The following is a 17,560-nucleotide window of genomic DNA, read 5'->3' on the forward strand; positions in this document are numbered from 1 at the left end:
CCGACGACCACGTCAGACCGGACCGACCAACCCGGCCAACACCCGGTTGGTCCGGTTCGACGCCACCGCCGCCCGCTGCTGACCCGCCGTCACCTCGATGTACGTCTGCGACGACGCCAACGACGCGTGCCCCAGCAACCGCATGATCTCCGCCGCGCTCGCCCCGTCCTCGGCCAACCGCGTCGCGAACGTGTGCCGCAACGCGTGCAGCCGCGCGCCCCGGGGCACCCGGTCACCGATGCCGGCCCGCCGGTAACACGACTCCACCAGGTACTGCAGCCCACCCCGACGCAACGGCTCACCCCGCCGGTCGACCAGCAACGGCGAATCCGGCCGCACGCTGCGCGCCCCGAACCGCCGCCGCCGACTGTCCAGATAGCCCACCAGCACCCGGTCCAGCCCCGCCTCGATCGGCACCGTCCGCGGCCGCCCACCCTTGCCCGCCACGTCCACCCGCCGCTCGCCGGCCCGTCCGGTCACCGACGCCACCCGCAGCGCCAGCAGCTCTGACAGGCGCAACCCGGCGCAGAGCGCCAGCGCCAGCACCGCCAGGTCACGCTCGGGCCACGGATCGCGCTGCCGGCCCTGCTCCCGGGCCACCGCGGCCAGCAACTCCTCGGGGGTGTCCTCGCCGCGCAACGGCTTGGGCCGGGGGAGCGGGGCGCGGGGACGACCGACCGCGGGCATCGGGTTGCCGGGCACGACGCCCTCGGCGACCAGGAAGCTGAAGAAGCTGTTCCAGGTGGACCAGGCGCGGTGCACGGAGGCGGCGGCCCGGGGCGCGGCGAACCGGGCGAACGCCGCCCGCATGACCCGGGGGGACAGGGCGGTGACCGGCACCTGGTCGAGGGGGAGGGGAGTGGCCTCGCCGGGGCCGGTCAGCAGGGCCACCGTGGTCAGGTCCCGCCGGTACGCCGCGAGGGTGTGCGGGGAGGGCTTGCGGGTGGCCCGGTCGGTCAGGAACTCCTCGATCAACCGTCCCACCGATTCGCCCGTTTTGTCATGCATAAGGGATATTATGCATGATTTTCGGGTTCGCGACAGTGTCGGGGTGGCAGGGGAGTGGGCCGACAGGGTGAGATGACCGCATGATCACTCTGCGACCCGTCGTCGAGCTGCCCGGCCGCCGGCCGGACCGCTGGCTCACCCTGCACGGCGCCTGCCCGCCGGAGGAGGTCGAGGCGTTCGTGGAGGCGCTCGTGGCCTATCTCGACGTCGAGGCACCGGCCGGGCCGAGGGACGCGGTGGCGGCCCTGCTGCGCGAGGAAATGCTGATCGTGGCCGGTGGGCTGCGGCTGCACGACAGCGCCACCGGCGCCACCGTGTCACCCGGATGCTGCGCCGGGTTGGAGGACTGGCGACAGTGGGCGGATGTCCTCACCGGTGGTGCGCCCTGGCTGGGACACGACCCGTGGCCGGAGATCACGCCGCACGGCGACCTGCTCCGGGTGTGGCAGCACGGCGGAGCCGAGCGGCGCGGCCCGTACGTCGACCTGACGCGCGCCGAGCTGGCGCGGCTGCTGCTCGGCGCGCAGGCCGACCTCGTCGGCTTCCTGGGCCGGCTCGACCGGTGGGCGTACGACGTCGGTGCGACGGCGGCGGCTCTGGTCGCCGCCGTCGACCGGGACTTCGCGGTGACCGCCCCGCTGGCGTTGCCGGAGGAGGGTTCGACAACGTCAACTTGACATAATGTAGATTATCGAACCTTGAAGGTCGGGCAGCTCAGGCGCTCTGGACGCTCTTCAGCGCCTCGATCAATGGCAGCGGGTTGACGTAGTCGCGGTACGACACGACCTGACCGTCGCGGACCCGGAACACCGCGATGACCCGCTGCCGCAACGGCGCGCCGGTCGCGACGAGGATGCCCCGGGCCTCGTACTCCACGATGACCACCTCCGGGTCGGTGCTCTCGTGCAGCACGACGTCGTGGTACGCGTCGAACCGGACGAATCCCCCGGCCGTCTCGGTCAGGTGCCGGCGGATGGCGGCGCGGCCCTGGATCCGCTCGGGCACGCCCGGCGGCCGGTACGGCCACTCCAGGTAACCGTCGGGTGCCATCAGCGCCACGAACGTGTCGATGTCCGCGTCGCGGCCGGCGCGCAGCAGTTCGGTGACGACCTCGCGTGCGGTGGTGGCCATCGCGTGACCCCTTTCGTCGGACGGGCGTTGTCGGCTCGACGGTAGAGCGTCGAGCGGTCGGGCGCGGCCCCGGCCGCTCCCCCGGGTCAGGCGCCGACGTAGGCGGCGAGGTGTTCGCCGGTGAGGGTGCAGCGAGCGGCGACGAGGTCGGCGGGGGTGCCCTCGAAGACGATCCGGCCGCCGTCGTGGCCGGCGCCGGGTCCGAGGTCGATGATCCAGTCGGCGTGTGCCATGACGGCCTGGTGGTGCTCGATGACGATGACGGAGCGGCCGGCGTCGACGAGTCGGTCGAGCAGGGCGAGCAGGTGTCGGACGTCGGCGAGGTGCAGGCCGGTGGTGGGCTCGTCGAGGACGTAGACGGTGCCCTTGTCGGCCATCCGGGTGGCGAGCTTGAGGCGTTGGCGTTCGCCGCCGGAGAGGGTGGTGAGGGGTTGGCCGAGGGTGAGGTAGCCGAGTCCGACGTCGGCGAGGCGGCCGAGGATGGTGTGGGCGGCCGGGGTGCGGGCCTCGCCGGTGCCGAAGAACGTCTCGGCCTCGGTGACGGGCATGGCGAGGACCTCGCTGATGTCGCGGCCGCCGAGGTGGTGTTCGAGGACGGCGGCCTGGAAGCGTTTGCCGTCGCACTCCTCGCAGGTGGTGGCGACGCCGGCCATCATGCCGAGGTCGGTGTAGGTGACGCCGGCGCCGTTGCAGGTGGGGCAGGCGCCTTCGGAGTTGGCGCTGAACAGGGCGGGTTTGACGCCGTTGGCCTTGGCGAAGGCCTTGCGGATGGGGTCGAGCAGTCCGGTGTAGGTGGCGGGATTGCTGCGGCGGGAGCCGCGGATGGCGCTCTGGTCGACGGTGACGACGCCGTCGCGGTCGGCGACGGAGCCGTGGATGAGTGAGCTCTTGCCGGAGCCGGCGACGCCGGTGACGGCGACGAGGACGCCGAGGGGGATGTCGACGTCGACGTCGCGCAGGTTGTGGGTGGCGGCGCCGCGTACCGGCAGGGTGCCGGTGGGGGTGCGGACGCCTGGCTTGAGGTGGGCGCGGTCGTCGAGGTGGCGGCCGGTGAGGGTGCCGCTGGTGCGCAGGGCGTCGACGGTGCCCTGGAAGACGATCTGTCCCCCGTCGGTGCCGGCGCCGGGTCCGAGGTCGATGACGTGGTCGGCGATGGCGATGGTCTCGGGTTTGTGTTCCACGACCAGGACGGTGTTGCCCTTGTCGCGCAGTTGGCGCAGCAGGTCGTTCATCCGTTGGATGTCGTGGGGGTGCAGTCCGATGGTGGGTTCGTCGAAGACGTAGGTGACGTCGGTGAGTGAGGATCCGAGGTGGCGGATCATCTTGGTGCGTTGGGCCTCGCCACCGGAGAGGGTGCCGGAGGGGCGGTCGAGGCTGAGGTAGCCGAGGCCGATGTCGACGAACGAGTCGAGGGTGTGCCGCAGTGCGGTGAGCAGTGGGGCGACGGAGGGGTCGTCGAGGTCGCGGACCCACTGGGCGAGGTCGCTGATCTGCATGGCGCAGGCGTCGGCGATGGTGATTCCGTTGATCTTCGAGGAGCGGGCGCCCTCGTTGAGTCGGGTGCCGGCGCAGTCCGGGCAGGTGGTGAAGGTGACGGCGCGTTCGACGAAGGCGCGTACGTGGGGCTGGAGGGTGTCGACGTCCTTGCTGAGCATCGACTTCTGGATCTTGGGGATCAGGCCCTCGTACGTCAGGTTGATGTTGTCGACCTTGATCTTCGTGGGTTCCTTGTGGAGCAGGTCGTGCAGTTCCTTCTGGGTGAACCTGCGGATGGGCTTGTCCGGGTCGAAGTAGCCGCAGCCGGTGAAGATGCGCCCGTACCAGCCGTCGACGCTGTAGCCGGGGACGGTGAGCGCGCCCTCGTTGAGGGACTTGCTGTCGTCGTAGAGCTGGGACAGGTCGATGTCGGTGACCGTGCCGCGGCCCTCGCAGCGCGGACACATGCCGCCGGTGACGGTGAAGCTGCGGCGTTCCTTGACGGTGCGCCCGCCGCGCTCCACGGTGATCGCGCCCGCGCCGCTGACCGACGGGATGTTGAAGGAGAACGCCCGCGGTGAGCCGAGGTGGGGCTGGCCGAGGCGGCTGAACAGGATGCGCAGCATGGCGTTGGCGTCGGTGGCGGTGCCGACGGTGGAGCGGGCGTCGCCGCCCATCCGCTCCTGGTCGACGATGATGGCGGTGGTCAGCCCCTCCAGCACGTCGACGTCGGGTCGGGCGAGGGTGGGCATGAAGCCCTGCACGAAGGCGCTGTAGGTCTCGTTGATCATCCGCTGGGACTCGGCGGCGATGGTGTCGAAGACCAGGGAGCTCTTGCCCGAGCCGGAGACGCCGGTGAACACCGTCAGTCGCCGCTTGGGGATCTCGACGTCGACGTCCTTGAGGTTGTTCTCGCGGGCGCCGTGCACGCGGATCAGGTCGTGGCTGTCGGCGACGTGCGGCGTTGACGGTGAGGACATGGCGCTCACGCTAGTGGGGTCCGGGAGGCGCGGTCTTCTCGATTCCTGATCGGCCGGCTGACCTGCTTGTCGAGGCAGGCGGGTGGGCCGCCGGTGGTGTCGGCGACCTGGGCGCGGTAGACGCTGGGCGGGACGCCGACGAGTTCGGTGAAGCGGGTGCTGAAGGTGCCGAGCGAGGAGCAGCCGACCGCGAAGCACACCTCGGTGACGCTCAGGTCGCCGCGGCGCAGCAGGGCCATCGCGCGCTCGACGCGGCGGGTCATCAGGTACGCGTACGGCGACTCGCCGTAGGCCAGCCGGAACTGCCGGCTCAGGTGACCGGCGGACAGGTGCACGGCCCGGGCGAGGGCCTCGACGTCCAGCGGCTGGGCGTACTCCCGGTCGATGCGGTCGCGGACCCGGCGCAGCCGCGCGAGGTCCGCCAGCCGCTGCGCCTCGGCGGATGTGCTGCTCACCTGACCGATCGTGCCACGTACCGGCCCGCGCCGGCGTGGCGTGCCACGCCGGCGCACGGTGGTCGGGTCAGCGCAGCCGGCGGGCGGTGAACCGGGTCGGCGGGTCGGCGATGGCGTCCTGGGCGGCGACGAGTCGCAGCTCGCGGGTGCCGGCGGTGAGGGTGGCCTCGTAGATCGCGAAGACGGTGTTGGTGGTGCGTTCCAGGGCGGTGGCCGGCTCGCCGGTGCTGAGCAGGTGGGCGAGGTAGAGGGCGGCGGTGACGTCGCCGCCGCCGTTGGGGCTGATCGGCAGCAGCGGGGTGGTGACGGCCCAGGCGCCCTCGTCGGAGACGGCCACCACCTCCAGCGACCCCTGCGGTACGTCGCCGTGCAGCACGCTGGTGACCAGCACGTGCCGGGGGCCGGTGGCCCGTACCACGTCGACGGCGGCGAGCAGGTCGGTGAGGGTGTCGGTGCGGCGGCCGGCCAGGAACTCTAGTTCGAACTGGTTGGGGGTGACGATGTCGGCGCGGGGCACGACGGTGTCGCGCAGGTATTCGGGGATGCCGGGGCGGACGAACATGCCGCGGCCGACGTCACCCATGACCGGGTCGCAGCAGTAGACGGCGTCGGGGTTGGCGGCCTTGACCCGGTCGACGGCGTCGAGGATGACCGCGCCGACGGCGGGGTCGCCCTGGTAGCCGGAGAGGACCGCGTCGGCGTCGCCGAGGACGCCGCGTTCCTCGATTCCGGTGATCACGTCGGCGACGTCGGTCGGGGCCAGCAGGGGGCCGCGCCACGCGCCGTAGCCGGTGTGGTTGGAGAAGTGCACGGTCAGCACCGGCCAGATCTCGTGCCCGAGGCGTTGCAGCGGGAAGGCGGCGGCGGAGTTGCCGACGTAGCCGTAGGCGACCGAGGACTGGATGGACAGGATCTTCACCCGCCCATCGTCGCATCCGCCGGGTCGGCGGGCGGCCGGACCAGGGGCGCGCGGCGGGCTCCGGCGCTGATCAGCAGGTCGGCGGTCTCGCGGTGGCCGCCGCGTAGCGCCCAGTCCAGGGGCGAGTGGCCGGTTCCCCGGTCCTCGCGACGGTTCGGGTCCGCGCCGTGGGCGAGCAGTTCCCGTGCGACGTCGGTGTGGCCCCAGGCCGCCGCGGCGCACAGCGGCGTGCCCTGCTGGCCGTGCCCGCTCGCGGTGTCCGGGGCGCCGCCGGCGGCGAGCAGGAGCCGCACGAGGTCGACCGCGCCGTGCACAGACGCCTGGTAGAGCGGGGTGGTGCCGTCGCGGTCGGGCGTGTCGGGGTCCGCGCCCCGGCGCAGGAGGGCGTCGGCGGCCGTCGCGTCTTCGTGGAGCAGCGCCGCCATCAGGCGCCCGGTGAGTTTTTTGCGCTGTCGCCTGTTCACGGTCGTCAGGGTAGGACGGGTGCGTCGGGCTGTCGGTTGGGGTGGCGCAGCGGTGTGGTGTGGTGGCGCTGGGTGTGCGCCGGGACCGTTCGGCTCAGGGTTTCGACCGTCGGGCGCGCGACGGGTTTGGGGTGTGCGGGCGGGGTGGGCATGTGGCGGGTGGTTTCCGCCATCTTCCGGAGAGGAAGCAACGATGCTTTCCGCACTCGATCGTCGGCACACCGTCGCGCCGCCGGGGTACAGCCGTTGGCTGATCCCGCCGGCGGCGTTGGCGATTCACCTGTGTATCGGGCAGGTCTACGCGACCAGCGTGTACAAGGATTCTTGTTGTGGGCGCCACAGTCCTCGGCATGTCACCGTTTCAGACCCGGGCCGCTGGCTATGTCCGCCAGTCGCGCGCCCGTGAGAACAAGTCCGAAGCATCGCCCGCAACCCAGCGGGAAGCCAACCGGGCCCGCGCCGACCAATTGGGCGCGACGTGGGCCGGCAGCTACGAAGACATCGGCATTTCCGCGTTCAGCGGGGCCGAGCGCCCGTCGTTTGACCGGCTGATCGCTGACTGTCATGCGGGAAAGATCAACACGATCATCGTCTACTACGTGTCGCGACTGTCTCGCCTGGACCCGCTGGATGCGATCCCTGTCGTGACCGACCTCCTGAACCGCGGAATCACGATCATCAGCGTGATGGAGGGCGAATTTCGTAAGGGCAACCTTATGGACCTGATCCACCTGATCATGCGGCTGGACGCCGCTCACAGTGAGTCGAAAAACAAGAGCGCCGCCGTCAGGGGCGCCAAGGCCGCCGCCCGCGCCCTTGGCGGGTACGTATCCGGGAAGCCGCCCTACGGCTTCGCCCTGGCGTCCGAGGTCCGCCCGAACGCCGACGGCCGACCGATCGCGATCAAAACCCTCACCGTCCGCGAGGACGAAGCCGCCGTCATCCGGCGCATGGTCGCCCGGATGATGGACGACGAACCGACCACCCTCGCCAGCATCGCCGCCGAACTGAACCGCGACCAGGTTCCGACCCGGGGCGGGACGACCGGGAAGAACACGGCCGGGTCCGCCTGGTGGGCCCACACCCTTAACCGCATCCTGCGGGACCCGCGCCTCTGCGGGTACTCCGCCGAGATCATCTACGCGACGCGCCCTAACGGCCAGAAGTCGGCGAACGTCGCCGGTTACCGGATCATCCGGGACGCTGACGGGGCCCCGGTCGTCGCGCATCCGGCGATCATCGACGCCGAGACCTGGCACGCCCTACAGGCCCGGCTAGACGGTCGCCCCGGTGCCGCCCCTGTCCCCACCGGGATTCAGTCCCTCCTGTCTTCCCTCGGCGTCCTGTACTGCGAATGCGGGGCGATCCTAAAATCCCACCGAGCCAGCGGCCAGAGGTCCCGGTCCGCGTACCGGTGCGCCCGGCCCCGTGGTCTGCGCCGGCCGGGCCAGCACGCGAACGACTGCACGGTCTCCATGGACGCGCTAGACGACTACGTCGCCCGCCGGATCTTCGCCCTGATCGCCACCGCTGAGGATGACCCGGGAACCCTGGACGTCCTCGCCGAGGCCGCCCGACTCTTCGGACTCGCCTCGGCCGACCCGGCGAACGCCGCGAAGCGGGGCGCGATTGCAGGCGAACTGGACGACGCCGAACGCGCGCTGGATCGCCTGTACGACGACCGGGAACAGGGCGGGTACTCCGGGAAGGTCGGTCAGCGGCGCTTCTTGGACGCACAGAAGGCCCTGTCCGCGCGTATCGAGGTCCTGACCGAGCAACTGACCGCGATCGACGCCACCGCGACGCCCCTTCTCCCGATCGGCGAGTGGCTGGGCGAACCGGGCCAGGATCCGATTGGTCCGGGGTCCTGGTGGGTCCGAGCCCCGGTCTCCGAACGGCGCGCGTTCGTCGCCCTGTTCGTCCGCGCGATCACCGTCCAGAAGGCACCGCCCGGCATGACCCGACCGCCGATTGAGTCCCGCGTGTCTATCGAGTGGGTCCGGCCCTCGGAAGACCAGTAGCCCCCAATTAAGGCGGGCCCCGGTAAGCGACTCCACCGCCGACCAAGGCCCTAGACGGAAACGGAGCTTCCGCCATGACCCACAACCCTACCCAGCCCCGCGCTTACATCACCGCCCCGACGCAGGCTGCCGCCGCCCTGGCCGCCGCCCTGGCCGCCGCTGCCGCCGCCCTGGCCGCCGCCGGTTTCCTGGTCACCCCGGCGACCGCCGCAGAGACGGTCGACGCTGACGACCTGGTCGCCGTCGTCGCCGAGGACATGGACGCCGCCCGCGCCGCTGACGCCGTCGTGACCCTGCCCGGGGCGGAGGGCCTCCCCGAGGGCGTCTACGCCGCGCTGTACGCCGTTCCGGTTGTGACCCTCGCCGAGGTCCTGGGCGGTGCCGCGTGAGCCGCGCCGAGCGCGCCGAGGCGGCGCTACTGGTCCCGATCCTGCTCATTGTCGGCGGCGCGTCCGGCTGGGCGTCGTTTACACACGTCCACGACTGGACCATGACCAACACGCCGGCCGGTGCCCCGGACGCCTTCGGCTGGGTCAACGCCGTGGTGTCCGAGCTAGTCCCGGTCGCGGCGCTGCTGGAGATCCGGTGACGCCGCCGGGCGTCCGCCCCGGTCGGCTACCCGCTCGCCCTCCTGATCGGGGCGGGGGGCCTGTCACTGGCCGCGCAGCTCGCCGTAGCGAAGCCGGGCCTCTCGGGATGGCTGCTGTCCGCCGTGCCGGCGCTGGCGTTCATGGCGCTCGTGAAGCTGATCTTCGCCCGCCCGCTCGCCCCCGCCCCGGCGACCGCCCGGCGGGCCGCCGCGCCGCCCGAGGCGGTCCGGGCGTACGCACCGCCGCCGCCCGCAGCACGCCCGGTCCCGCCCGCGCCGCGCAAGGCGGCCGGTGGTGTCACGGATGACGGACGCGTTGGCCGGCGGCAGCGGGTCCGGCTGGTGGTGTCGTGGCTGGTGGTGTCGGCGCTGCTGGTCTACGGGGTGGTGCAGACGTTGATCACGGCGGCGAAGCTGTTCACCGGCTGAGCCGGCTGCGCTTCGGCGTGGCCCGGGCCTCGTCCCGAGTCACGCCGAAGCGCGGACAGAGCGAGGGTCAGAGGCCGCCGGAGATGCGCAGCACCGCGCCGGTGGTGTACGAGGAGTCGCCGCCGAGCAGGAACGCGATGGCGGCGGCGACCTCGTCGGGTTCCCCGGCGCGGCCCAGCGGAATGCGCCCGGCGGCGCGCTCGGCGCGGTCGGGCACCCCGGAGCGGGCGTGGATGTCGGTGCGGATGATGCCGGGGGCGACGGCGTTGACCCGGATGCCGTGCGGGGCGAGTTCCTTGGCCAGGCCGACGGTGAGGGTGTCGGTGGCGGCCTTGACCGCCGCGTAGTGGATGTACTCCCCGGGGCTGCCGAGGGTGGCCGCGGCGGAGGAGACGTTGACGATCGCGCCGCCGTGGCTCATCCGGCGGGCGGCCTGCTGGGCGCAGAGGACGTAGCCGATGAGGTTGACGTCGACGACGGCGCGCAGGTCGTCGGGGCGCAGCTCGGTGAACGGGCCGATCGGGCTGGTGACGCCGGCGTTGTTGACCAGGCCGGTCAGCGCGCCCAGGTCGGCGGCGGCGTCGAAGAGGCGCGCGACCTGGGCGGGGTCGGTGGTGTCGGCGGGCACGGCGACGCCCCGGCGCCCGGCGGCGTGCACGTCGGCGAGGACGGCCGCCGCGGCGTCGTGGTCACGGCGGTAGCCGATGGCCAGGTCGTGGCCGGCGGCGGCGAGACGCCGGGCGGTGGCGGCGCCGATACCCCGGCTGCCGCCGGTGACGACGGTGACGGTCAATGCCTCTCCCCTGCCCCGGTGGTGCCGGTGACGTTACCGTGGCCGGGAGGTCGGTGCGGTGGAGAGGACGGTCACACCATGACGCGGGCGTTGGTGCTGGGTGGCGGCGGGGTGACCGGGGTGGCCTGGGAGTGGGGGCTGCTGGCGGGGCTGGCCGGGCGGGGCGTGGACGTGTCCGACGCCGACCTGGTGGTCGGCACGTCGGCCGGCTCGGTGGTCGGCGCGCAGCTGTGCTCGGGCACGCCGGTACGCGAGTCGTACGAGGCGCAGCTGCGGCCACCGCGCGCCGAGTTGCCGGCCCGCCTCGGCGCGGGGGTGCTGCTGCGGTGGGCGTGGGCCGGTGCCCGCGGCGGCGACGCGGTGCGGGCGCGGGCCCGGGTGGGCGCGATGGCGCTGGCGGCGCGTACCCCGTCGGAGCAGTCGCGGCGGGCGGTGCTGGCGGCCCGGTTGGCGGGCGCGCGGTGGCCGGCGCGACGGCTGCTGGTCACGGCGGTGGATGCGGCCTCGGGTGAGTTCGTGGTCTTCGACGCCGACAGCGGGGTGTCGCTGCTGGACGCGGTCGGGGCGAGCTGCGCGGTGCCGGGGGTGTGGCCGCCGGTGACGATCGGCGCGCGCCGCTACGTCGACGGTGGGGTGCGCTCGGCGGTGAACGCGGACCTGGCGGCGGGCGCGGACGCGGTGCTGGTGCTCGCGCCGGTGACCGCCGGGTTCGGGCCGATGCCGCGACTGTCGGCGCAGGTGGCGGCGTTGCGGGCGGCGGGGACGCGGGTGGCGGTGGTGTCGCCGGACCGGTCGTCGCGGCGGGCGATCGGGCGTAACGTGCTGGACCCGGCGCGGCGGGCCGGGGCCGCGCGGGCCGGCCTGGCGCAGGCGACGGCGGTGGCCGACCAGGTGGCGGCCGTGTGGGCCTGACCCGCGGGGGCGTACCTGACGGAGGATGTCAGTCCCGGCCGGCATGCTGGGCGGATGACACTGCACTGGAAGCTGGTGATCGACTGCGCGGATCCGCACGCGCAGGCCGCGTTCTGGGCCGCCGCGCTGGGCTACACGGTGGAGGACAACAGCGCGCTCGTGCAGCGGCTGTCCGCCGCCGGCGCGCTGCCGCAGGAGGCGGTGGTGACGGTGGCCGGCCGGCCGGCGTTGCGCACCCTGCAGGCGGTGCGGCACCCGGACGACCCGGTGCAGGACGGCACCGGGATCGGGCTGGGCCGGCGGCTGCTGTTCCAGCAGGTGCCGGAGCCCAAGACCGGCAAGAACCGGCTGCACCTGGACGTGCACGCCGGGCCGCAGCGGCGCGACGCCGAGGTGGCCCGCCTGCGCGGGCTGGGCGCCACGGTGGTGCGCCAGGTCAGCGAGCCGGGCACCGACCACGTGGTGCTGACCGACCCGGAGGGCAACGAGTTCTGCGTACAGTGACGCGCCCCGCCGCCCGGCGGGCCGCTACGCTCACCGCGTCGACGTCGAGGGTGGGGGTACGCGGTGGGTGTCAGTGTCGGTGACCTGGTCGAGGATTTCACGCTGCCGGACGAGACCGGCACGCCGCGCCGGCTGTCGGAGTTCCTGGCGGCCGGTCCGGTGGTGCTGTTCTTCTACCCGGCGGCGATGACCCGGGGCTGCACGGCGGAGAGCTGCCACTTCCGTGACCTGGCGGCGGAGTTCGCGGCGGTCGGGGCGCAGCGGGTGGGGATCAGCCGCGACAGCGTGGACCGGCAGGCCGAGTTCTCCCGCCGGCACGGCTTCGACTATCCGCTGCTGTCCGACGTCGACGGGGCGGTGGCCGACGCGTTCGGGGTGCGGCGGCGGCTGCCGCTGGGGCCGTTGAGCACCCGGCGGATGACCTTCGTGATCGGGCCGGACCGGCGGGTGCTGGCGGTGGTGCACAGCGAGTTGAGCATGAACGAGCACGCCGACGAGGCGCTGCGCGCCCTGGGGGGTTGATCTTCCGTTCGTCGTAGTCGCCTGGTATCAAGGCTGCAATCAAACAGGTGTACGGAAGAGGGCGTGATGGCGGGCCAGGGTTTGTCCACTGACGAGGTGCAGGGTATCCGGGAGGCGCTGGCGGCGGGCCGCAAGCCGAGGGTGGTGTTCACGGCCGCGGCGGGTCAGATGGCCGGCCAGCTCGGGCAGGTGGTGGAGTTGACCGATCCCGAGCAGTCCGAGGAGTTCGTGGTGGTGCGTTTCGGCCGCGACGAGCTGCCCTTCTCCCCCGCCGACGTGGCGATCGCCCCGAAGGGCGCGGGGCGCCGGGCGGCGGAGCCGAAGCCGCAGCCGGAGGTGGTGCCGCCGGCACCGGTCGAGCCGGAGTTCGTGTTGGACACGCCGCGGGTGCCCGCGCCGCGTCGGGAGGAGCCGAAGGTGGAGCAGCAGCAGCCGGAGCCGCAGGAGCAGTCGCGGCCGGCGAAGCGGGCGGTGAAGGCCGCGAAGCCGAAGACGCCGCCGGGGCTGACGGTGACCCTGGCGTACGCCGAGGGCGAGTGGACGGTGGCCGCGCAGCAGGGCGCGAAGGCCCTGGCGAAGCCGTACGTGGTGAAGCCGGCGGAGGCGTTGCGGATGGTGGCGCTGGTGGACGTGCCCGGGGTGCAGGAGGCGGTGGAGCAGATTCTCGCCTCGGAGCGGGCCGAGGCGGAACAGCAGGCCGAGAAGCTGCGCGCGGAGCTGGCGGAGATCGAGGCGCGGCTGGCGGAGCTGCGCGAGGCCCGCTGACGGGGAAGACAATCGGCTGGGTCGAGGCGGGGGCGGGCTGCTACCGGGGTGCGGGCCAGTGCTCCGCCCTTGAGGGCGGGGGTGAAGGCCCGCGCTGGGAGGGCCGTCAAGGCCCGAGTGCTGTCCGACGGTACGAAGGTGACCGCGCCGAAGTTTCTGCGTCGGGCCGCGCGCAAGCTCAAGCGGCTGCAGCAGGCCCTTTCGCGCAAGCAGAAGGGTTCGGCCAACCGGAAGAAGGCCGTCGTGAAGGTCGCTCGGGCGCACGCCCGGGTGGCCGACACCCGACGAGACTGGCAGCACAAACTCTCCACGACGATCATCCGCGAGAACCAAGCGGTGTCCGTCGAGGATCTGTGCGTCGCTGGCCTCGGCCGGACCCGGCTGGCGAAATCGGTGCACGACGCGGGTTGGGCGTCGTTCACGGCGATGTTGCAGTACAAGGCCGCCCGGCACGGGCGCGCCTTCGCCCGGGTGGACCGGTTCTTCCCGTCGACCCGCATGTGCTCGGCGTGTGGCTGCATCAACGCCAAGATGGCGCTGAACGTGCGGTCGTGGGACTGCCCCTGCGGGGCAGCGCACGACCGGGACGTCAACGCCGCGATCAACGTGTTGGCCGCCGGACAGGCGGACAACTCAAACGACCGTGGAGCGCACAGAAGACCAGCACCCGTGCCGGCAGCGCGCAGAGAAGCGGTAACCCACCCAGACCTTGCGTGTTCCACACGCAGCGTGGAGGGAATCTCCGCCCTTTAGGGCGGAGAGGATGTCAAGGTTCCGCCACGTCCTCGACGAGACCGCACGGGAGGTGAGCGCCATGGCACCGACGACTGTCATACGCTCTCACCCGACCGCGAGGACGCCGGGTTCCTGAACCGGGGGGCGCATCCCCTTCCTGGAAGGACCTTCTGCGTGACCGACCTGGTCATCCGCCCGCTGCGCGCGAGCGAGGAACACCTCTTCGACTCCCTGCCCGACCCGGGACTGGTCGGGCGGGCCCTGCCCGGCGAGACGTACGCCGACGGCGGCTACCGCCCGGGCCGCCCTGGCCGGGATCGTCGTGCCGGCCGCCAACCCGGCCGGTCACCTGATGTGAGCGCCGCCTGGGGGCGCACGCCGGTCGGTGTGCGCCCCTAGGCTGCCGGGGTGGGTTACTGGGGCACGGTGGTGGTGGCCCGCGCCGACGGGCTGCTGGTCGACCAGGACGGCATCGACGGGTTCGGGTACCGGCACCGGTGGGTGCGGGAGCTGGGCGACGGCTGGCAGTCGGTGGAGACCACCGGCGTGCACGACCCACCGGATCTGCTCGCCCCCGCGCGGGCGCTCACCGCGTCGACGGGCCAGCCCGTTCTCGCCGCCTACGTCAGCGACGGCGACTGCGCGGTCATGGTGGCGGCGACGCCCACCGGGGTGGGGCCGCTGACCCACCTGTGGGACACCGACGGGCCGTGCGGGGTGTACCGGCACCAGCCGCGCGGGATGCCGGCGCCAGCGGGCCGCGGCGTCGACGAGGTGGTCGCCGAACTGGTGGCGTGGTCGACGGCGGCCGGCTTGCGCGCGGACGGCACGACGCTGCACGCCCTGCTGCGGCGGGAACCGCCCGTCGTGGCCGATGACCTGCTGTTCGCGCTGGTGCGGGCGCTGGGGGTGGCGCGGATCGGCCGGACCCGGCCATGGGCGGTGCCGCTGGAGCAGTGGCCGCTGCGGTGGGTCACGGAGCTGCTGGGGCCGCGGGCCCGGGCGGAGGCCGCGTATCGCGACGCGGAGGTGCGCGACGGCGTCGAACCCGAGCCGGCGGCACCGTGGGAGGCGCCGGCCGTCCGACTCGACGACGAGCTGTGGGCGTCGCTGTACCGGCCGGGCGTGGACGTGGCGGGGTTGGCGCGTCGGGCGGCGGACCTGCGAGCGCAGTACGACGCCGCACGGGGTCGCCCGCCCCGGCGCTACGAGCAGCCACTGCACGCGGAGGACCCGGACAGCTCGGGCCGGCGGCGGGCCGACGAGCGCGCCACCGGCTGACGCTCCCCCGGACACCCCGCGGGGCCGGTGCGACCCCCTCGCACCGGCCCCGCGTCACCCGCGCCCGCAGGCTCATCAGTGTTGCGGGATGTTCTGTACCCCGATTCGGCGGCGGAACACCCAGTACGTCCAACCTTGGTAGGCCAGCACGATCGGGGTGAACACCACCGCCACCCAGGTCATGATCTTCAGGGTGTACGGGGTGGACGCGGCGTTGCTGGCGGTCAGCGTGCCGGCGGCGTCCAGGGTCGACGGCATCACGTTCGGGAACAGCGCCGCGAACAGGGTCGCCACGGCCAGGGCGATGGCCACGGCGGTGCCGGTGAACGCCCAGCCCTCGCGGCGTACCCGGGCGGCGGCGAGACCACCGAGCAGGGCCAGCGCCGCGCCGACGGCGAACACGACGGCGGCCGCGCTGGAGCGGATCGTCAAGGTCCAGCTCAGGAACGCCACCGCCACCACGGCGGTGCCCACGCCGAGCCTGACCGCCAGGGCGCCGGCGCGCTCGCGGATGTCGCCGGTGGTCTTCAGGGCGATGAACACCGCGCCGTGGGTGAGGAACAGGCCCAGGGTGGTCACCCCGCCGAGCAGGGCGTACGGGTTGAGCAGGTCGAGCAGGCCGCCGACGTACTCGTGGTCGGCGTCGAGCGGCACGCCGCGCAGGATGTTGGCGAACGCGACGCCCCACAGCACCGCCGGCAGCAGGGAACCCCAGAAGATCGCCGCGTCCCAGCGGCGCTTCCAGGACGCCTCGGGGCGCTTGTGCCGGTACTCGAAGGCGACGCCGCGGGCGATCAGGGCGAGCAGGATCAGCAGCAGCGGCAGGTAGAAGCCGGAGAAGAGGGTGGCGTACCACTCGGGGAAGGCGGCGAACATGGCGCCGCCGGCGGTGATCAGCCAGACCTCGTTGCCGTCCCAGACCGGGCCGATGGTGTTGATCAGGACGCGGCGTTGCCGGTCGTCGCGGCCGAGCACCGGCAGCAGCATGCCGACGCCGAAGTCGAAGCCTTCGAGGATGAAGTAGCCGGTGAAGAGCACCGCCACGAGCAGAAACCAGATGGTGGTCAGTTCCACGATGGGCTCCGGGGATCAGTAGGCGAACGCCAGCGGGCGCTCGGCGTCGTCGGTGTCGTCGTCGGTGGGGACCGGGGTGACGTCGGGGACGCCGGCCTTGGCGTAGCGGACCAGCAGCTTGAACTCGATCACCGCGAGGGTGGCGTAGATCAGGGTGAAGGCGGTGAACGAGGTGAGGACCTCGGTCAGCGAGACGGTGCGGGACACGCCGTTGCGGGTGAGCATCTCGCCGAAGACGATCCAGGGCTGGCGGCCCATCTCGGTGAAGATCCAGCCGAAGGAGTTGGCCAGCAGCGGCAGCGCGGGCATGACCAGGCCGGCGCGCAGCAGCCACTTGCTGCGCGGGGTGCGGCCCTTGCGCTGGGTCCAGAGCACGATCAGGGCGATCGCGGCGGCGGCCAGCCCGAGGCCGATCATGAACCGGAAGCTCCAGTAGGTGACCGGGATGATCGGGGTGTAGCTGCCCGCGCCGTACTGGGCGGCGTACTGGGCCTGCAGGTCGTTGATGCCCTGCACGGTGCCGTTCGGGTCGCCGGTGCCGAGGAAGGACAGCAGGTACGGGATCTTGATGGCGAAGACCTCGCGGCTGCCGTCGAGGCTGCCGACGGTGAGCACGGAGAACGAGGCGGGGCTCTCGGTGGTGTAGAGGCCCTCGGCGGCGGCCATCTTCATCGGCTGCACATCCGTCATGATCTTGCCCTGGATGTCGCCGGTGAGCAGCACCAGCGCCGAGGAGACCAGGACCACCCAGGAGCCGAACTTCGTGGCGAAGCGGTACGCGTCGGTGTCGGCGCTGTCGCGGTTGCGGATGACGTGCCACAGGCCGACCGAGACGATCAGCGAGCCGGCCACCAGGAACGCCCCGGCCAGCGTGTGCGGGAAGGTGATCAGGGCGACCTTGTTGGTGAGCACGGCGAAGAAGTCGGTCAGCTCGGCGCGGCCGGTGGTGGGGTTGAACCGGTAGCCGACCGGGTGCTGCATGAACGAGTTCGCGGCCAGGATGAAGTACGCCGACAGGTTGGTGCCGATCGCGGCGGCCCAGATCGAGGCCAGGTGCAGCCGCTTGGGCAGCCGGTCCCAGCCGAAGATCCACAGGCCGATGAAGGTGGATTCGAGGAAGAAGGCGACCAGGGCCTCGATCGCGAGGGGCGCGCCGAAGATGTCGCCGACGAAGCGGGAGTAGTCGCTCCAGTTCATGCCGAACTGGAACTCCTGCACGATGCCGGTGACCACCCCCATCGCGAAGTTGATCAGGAAGAGCTTGCCGTAGAACTTGGTGAGCTTGAGGTAGCGCTCGTTGCCGGTGCGGTGCCACATGGTCTGCAGGATCGCCACCAGCACGGACAGGCCGATGGTCAACGGCACGAAGAGAAAGTGGTAGACGGTGGTGACACCGAACTGCCAACGGGCGACGTCCAACGCGTCCACCTGAAACCCCCAGCTGTGCATACTACGAGACGTAGTAAATACTACTCGGCGTCGTAGAAGAATCGGCAGGGCCG

20 protein-coding genes and 1 pseudogene are annotated in these 17,560 nt (G+C 72.3%); 12 read left to right on the forward strand and 9 right to left on the reverse strand.

Going from position 1 to position 17,560, the window contains the following annotated elements; all coding sequences use genetic code 11:
• Positions 1 to 12: 12 nt before the first annotated feature.
• A complete protein-coding gene (locus GA0070611_RS07895; RefSeq protein ID WP_091660047.1) occupies positions 13 to 1,008 on the reverse strand; it encodes a tyrosine-type recombinase/integrase in 996 nt (331 codons plus the stop codon).
• Positions 1,009 to 1,088: 80 nt separating this feature from the next.
• Between GA0070611_RS07895 and GA0070611_RS07900 the strand changes: the two genes are divergently transcribed.
• Positions 1,089 to 1,685 (forward strand): hypothetical protein, encoded by a 597-nt coding sequence (locus GA0070611_RS07900; RefSeq protein ID WP_231921363.1) that lies wholly within the window; start codon positions 1,089 to 1,091, stop codon positions 1,683 to 1,685.
• A 37-nt stretch (positions 1,686 to 1,722) separates the two neighbouring features.
• Here GA0070611_RS07900 and GA0070611_RS07905 read toward each other — a convergent pair whose 3' ends face one another.
• From GA0070611_RS07905 to GA0070611_RS07925, 5 genes are all read right to left on the reverse strand, one after another.
• Positions 1,723 to 2,139, reverse strand: coding sequence for a nuclear transport factor 2 family protein (locus tag GA0070611_RS07905; protein ID WP_091660051.1), 417 nt, complete (start codon positions 2,137 to 2,139; stop codon positions 1,723 to 1,725).
• 86 nt (positions 2,140 to 2,225) lie between these two features.
• Complete coding sequence (locus GA0070611_RS07910; protein ID WP_091660055.1) at positions 2,226 to 4,595, reverse strand: ATP-binding cassette domain-containing protein; 2,370 nt, start codon at positions 4,593 to 4,595, stop codon at positions 2,226 to 2,228.
• A 5-nt stretch (positions 4,596 to 4,600) separates the two neighbouring features.
• Positions 4,601 to 5,050 carry a helix-turn-helix transcriptional regulator gene (locus GA0070611_RS07915; protein ID WP_091660058.1) on the reverse strand — a complete coding sequence of 150 codons (450 nt, stop codon included), beginning with the start codon at positions 5,048 to 5,050 and terminating at the stop codon, positions 4,601 to 4,603.
• A 67-nt stretch (positions 5,051 to 5,117) separates the two neighbouring features.
• Positions 5,118 to 5,969 (reverse strand): pyridoxal kinase PdxY, encoded by an 852-nt coding sequence (pdxY, locus tag GA0070611_RS07920; RefSeq protein ID WP_091660063.1) that lies wholly within the window; start codon positions 5,967 to 5,969, stop codon positions 5,118 to 5,120.
• Complete coding sequence (locus GA0070611_RS07925) at positions 5,966 to 6,433, reverse strand: ankyrin repeat domain-containing protein (protein ID WP_091660067.1); 468 nt, start codon at positions 6,431 to 6,433, stop codon at positions 5,966 to 5,968. Before GA0070611_RS07925 ends, pdxY begins: the two co-directional genes overlap by 4 nt.
• Positions 6,434 to 6,783: 350 nt before the next feature.
• Here GA0070611_RS07925 and GA0070611_RS07935 point away from each other — a divergent pair, with 350 nt between their 5' ends.
• From GA0070611_RS07935 to GA0070611_RS32575, 4 genes and pseudogenes are all read left to right on the forward strand, one after another.
• Positions 6,784 to 8,454: a recombinase family protein gene (locus GA0070611_RS07935; protein WP_091660074.1), complete on the forward strand. Its 1,671-nt coding sequence runs from the start codon at positions 6,784 to 6,786 to the stop codon at positions 8,452 to 8,454.
• Positions 8,455 to 8,528: 74 nt separating this feature from the next.
• Positions 8,529 to 8,843 (forward strand): hypothetical protein, encoded by a 315-nt coding sequence (locus GA0070611_RS07940; protein WP_091660076.1) that lies wholly within the window; start codon positions 8,529 to 8,531, stop codon positions 8,841 to 8,843.
• Positions 8,840 to 9,322: pseudogene (locus GA0070611_RS07945) on the forward strand (hypothetical protein); the annotation flags it as partial. The gene GA0070611_RS07940 and the pseudogene GA0070611_RS07945, both read left to right, overlap by 4 nt.
• A 63-nt stretch (positions 9,323 to 9,385) precedes the next feature.
• The gene (locus tag GA0070611_RS32575) at positions 9,386 to 9,472 is read left to right on the forward strand and encodes an MFS transporter small subunit (protein ID WP_456238054.1); all 87 of its coding nucleotides are present in this window, start codon (positions 9,386 to 9,388) and stop codon (positions 9,470 to 9,472) included.
• A 67-nt stretch (positions 9,473 to 9,539) separates the two neighbouring features.
• Here GA0070611_RS32575 and GA0070611_RS07950 read toward each other — a convergent pair whose 3' ends face one another.
• Entirely contained in the window at positions 9,540 to 10,265 is a 726-nt protein-coding gene (locus GA0070611_RS07950) for an SDR family oxidoreductase (protein ID WP_091660081.1), read from the reverse strand.
• Positions 10,266 to 10,343: 78 nt separating this feature from the next.
• On the opposite strand from GA0070611_RS07950, the gene GA0070611_RS07955 reads away from it, so the two are divergent.
• From GA0070611_RS07955 to GA0070611_RS07985, 7 genes are all read left to right on the forward strand, one after another.
• The gene (locus GA0070611_RS07955) at positions 10,344 to 11,177 is read left to right on the forward strand and encodes a patatin-like phospholipase family protein (RefSeq protein ID WP_091660086.1); all 834 of its coding nucleotides are present in this window, start codon (positions 10,344 to 10,346) and stop codon (positions 11,175 to 11,177) included.
• 54 nt (positions 11,178 to 11,231) lie between these two features.
• A complete protein-coding gene (locus tag GA0070611_RS07960) occupies positions 11,232 to 11,681 on the forward strand; it encodes a VOC family protein (RefSeq protein WP_091660089.1) in 450 nt (149 codons plus the stop codon).
• Positions 11,682 to 11,744: 63 nt separating this feature from the next.
• Complete coding sequence (locus GA0070611_RS07965) at positions 11,745 to 12,203, forward strand: peroxiredoxin (protein WP_091660092.1); 459 nt, start codon at positions 11,745 to 11,747, stop codon at positions 12,201 to 12,203.
• Positions 12,204 to 12,269: 66 nt separating this feature from the next.
• The gene (locus GA0070611_RS07970; RefSeq protein WP_091660096.1) at positions 12,270 to 12,968 is read left to right on the forward strand and encodes a hypothetical protein; all 699 of its coding nucleotides are present in this window, start codon (positions 12,270 to 12,272) and stop codon (positions 12,966 to 12,968) included.
• Positions 12,969 to 13,106: 138 nt separating this feature from the next.
• Positions 13,107 to 13,721 (forward strand): RNA-guided endonuclease InsQ/TnpB family protein, encoded by a 615-nt coding sequence (locus GA0070611_RS07975; RefSeq protein ID WP_197675877.1) that lies wholly within the window; start codon positions 13,107 to 13,109, stop codon positions 13,719 to 13,721.
• Positions 13,722 to 13,877: 156 nt separating this feature from the next.
• Entirely contained in the window at positions 13,878 to 14,102 is a 225-nt protein-coding gene (locus GA0070611_RS31465) for a hypothetical protein (protein WP_091660098.1), read from the forward strand.
• A 9-nt stretch (positions 14,103 to 14,111) separates the two neighbouring features.
• Entirely contained in the window at positions 14,112 to 14,984 is an 873-nt protein-coding gene (locus GA0070611_RS07985) for a hypothetical protein (RefSeq protein WP_091660101.1), read from the forward strand.
• Positions 14,985 to 15,059: 75 nt separating this feature from the next.
• Here the strand turns inward: GA0070611_RS07985 and cydB are convergent, their stop codons facing one another.
• On the reverse strand, positions 15,060 to 16,058 hold the full coding sequence (gene cydB, locus GA0070611_RS07990) for a cytochrome d ubiquinol oxidase subunit II (protein WP_091660106.1): 999 nt from the start codon (positions 16,056 to 16,058) through the stop codon (positions 15,060 to 15,062).
• A 15-nt stretch (positions 16,059 to 16,073) separates the two neighbouring features.
• Positions 16,074 to 17,486, reverse strand: a complete 1,413-nt coding sequence (locus GA0070611_RS07995) for a cytochrome ubiquinol oxidase subunit I (RefSeq protein WP_197675878.1) — start codon at positions 17,484 to 17,486, stop codon at positions 16,074 to 16,076.
• Between the last annotated feature and the right edge of the window lie 74 nt (positions 17,487 to 17,560).

The sequence above is a fragment of the Micromonospora auratinigra genome (genome assembly GCF_900089595.1).
GTDB lineage: Bacteria > Actinomycetota > Actinomycetes > Mycobacteriales > Micromonosporaceae > Micromonospora > Micromonospora auratinigra.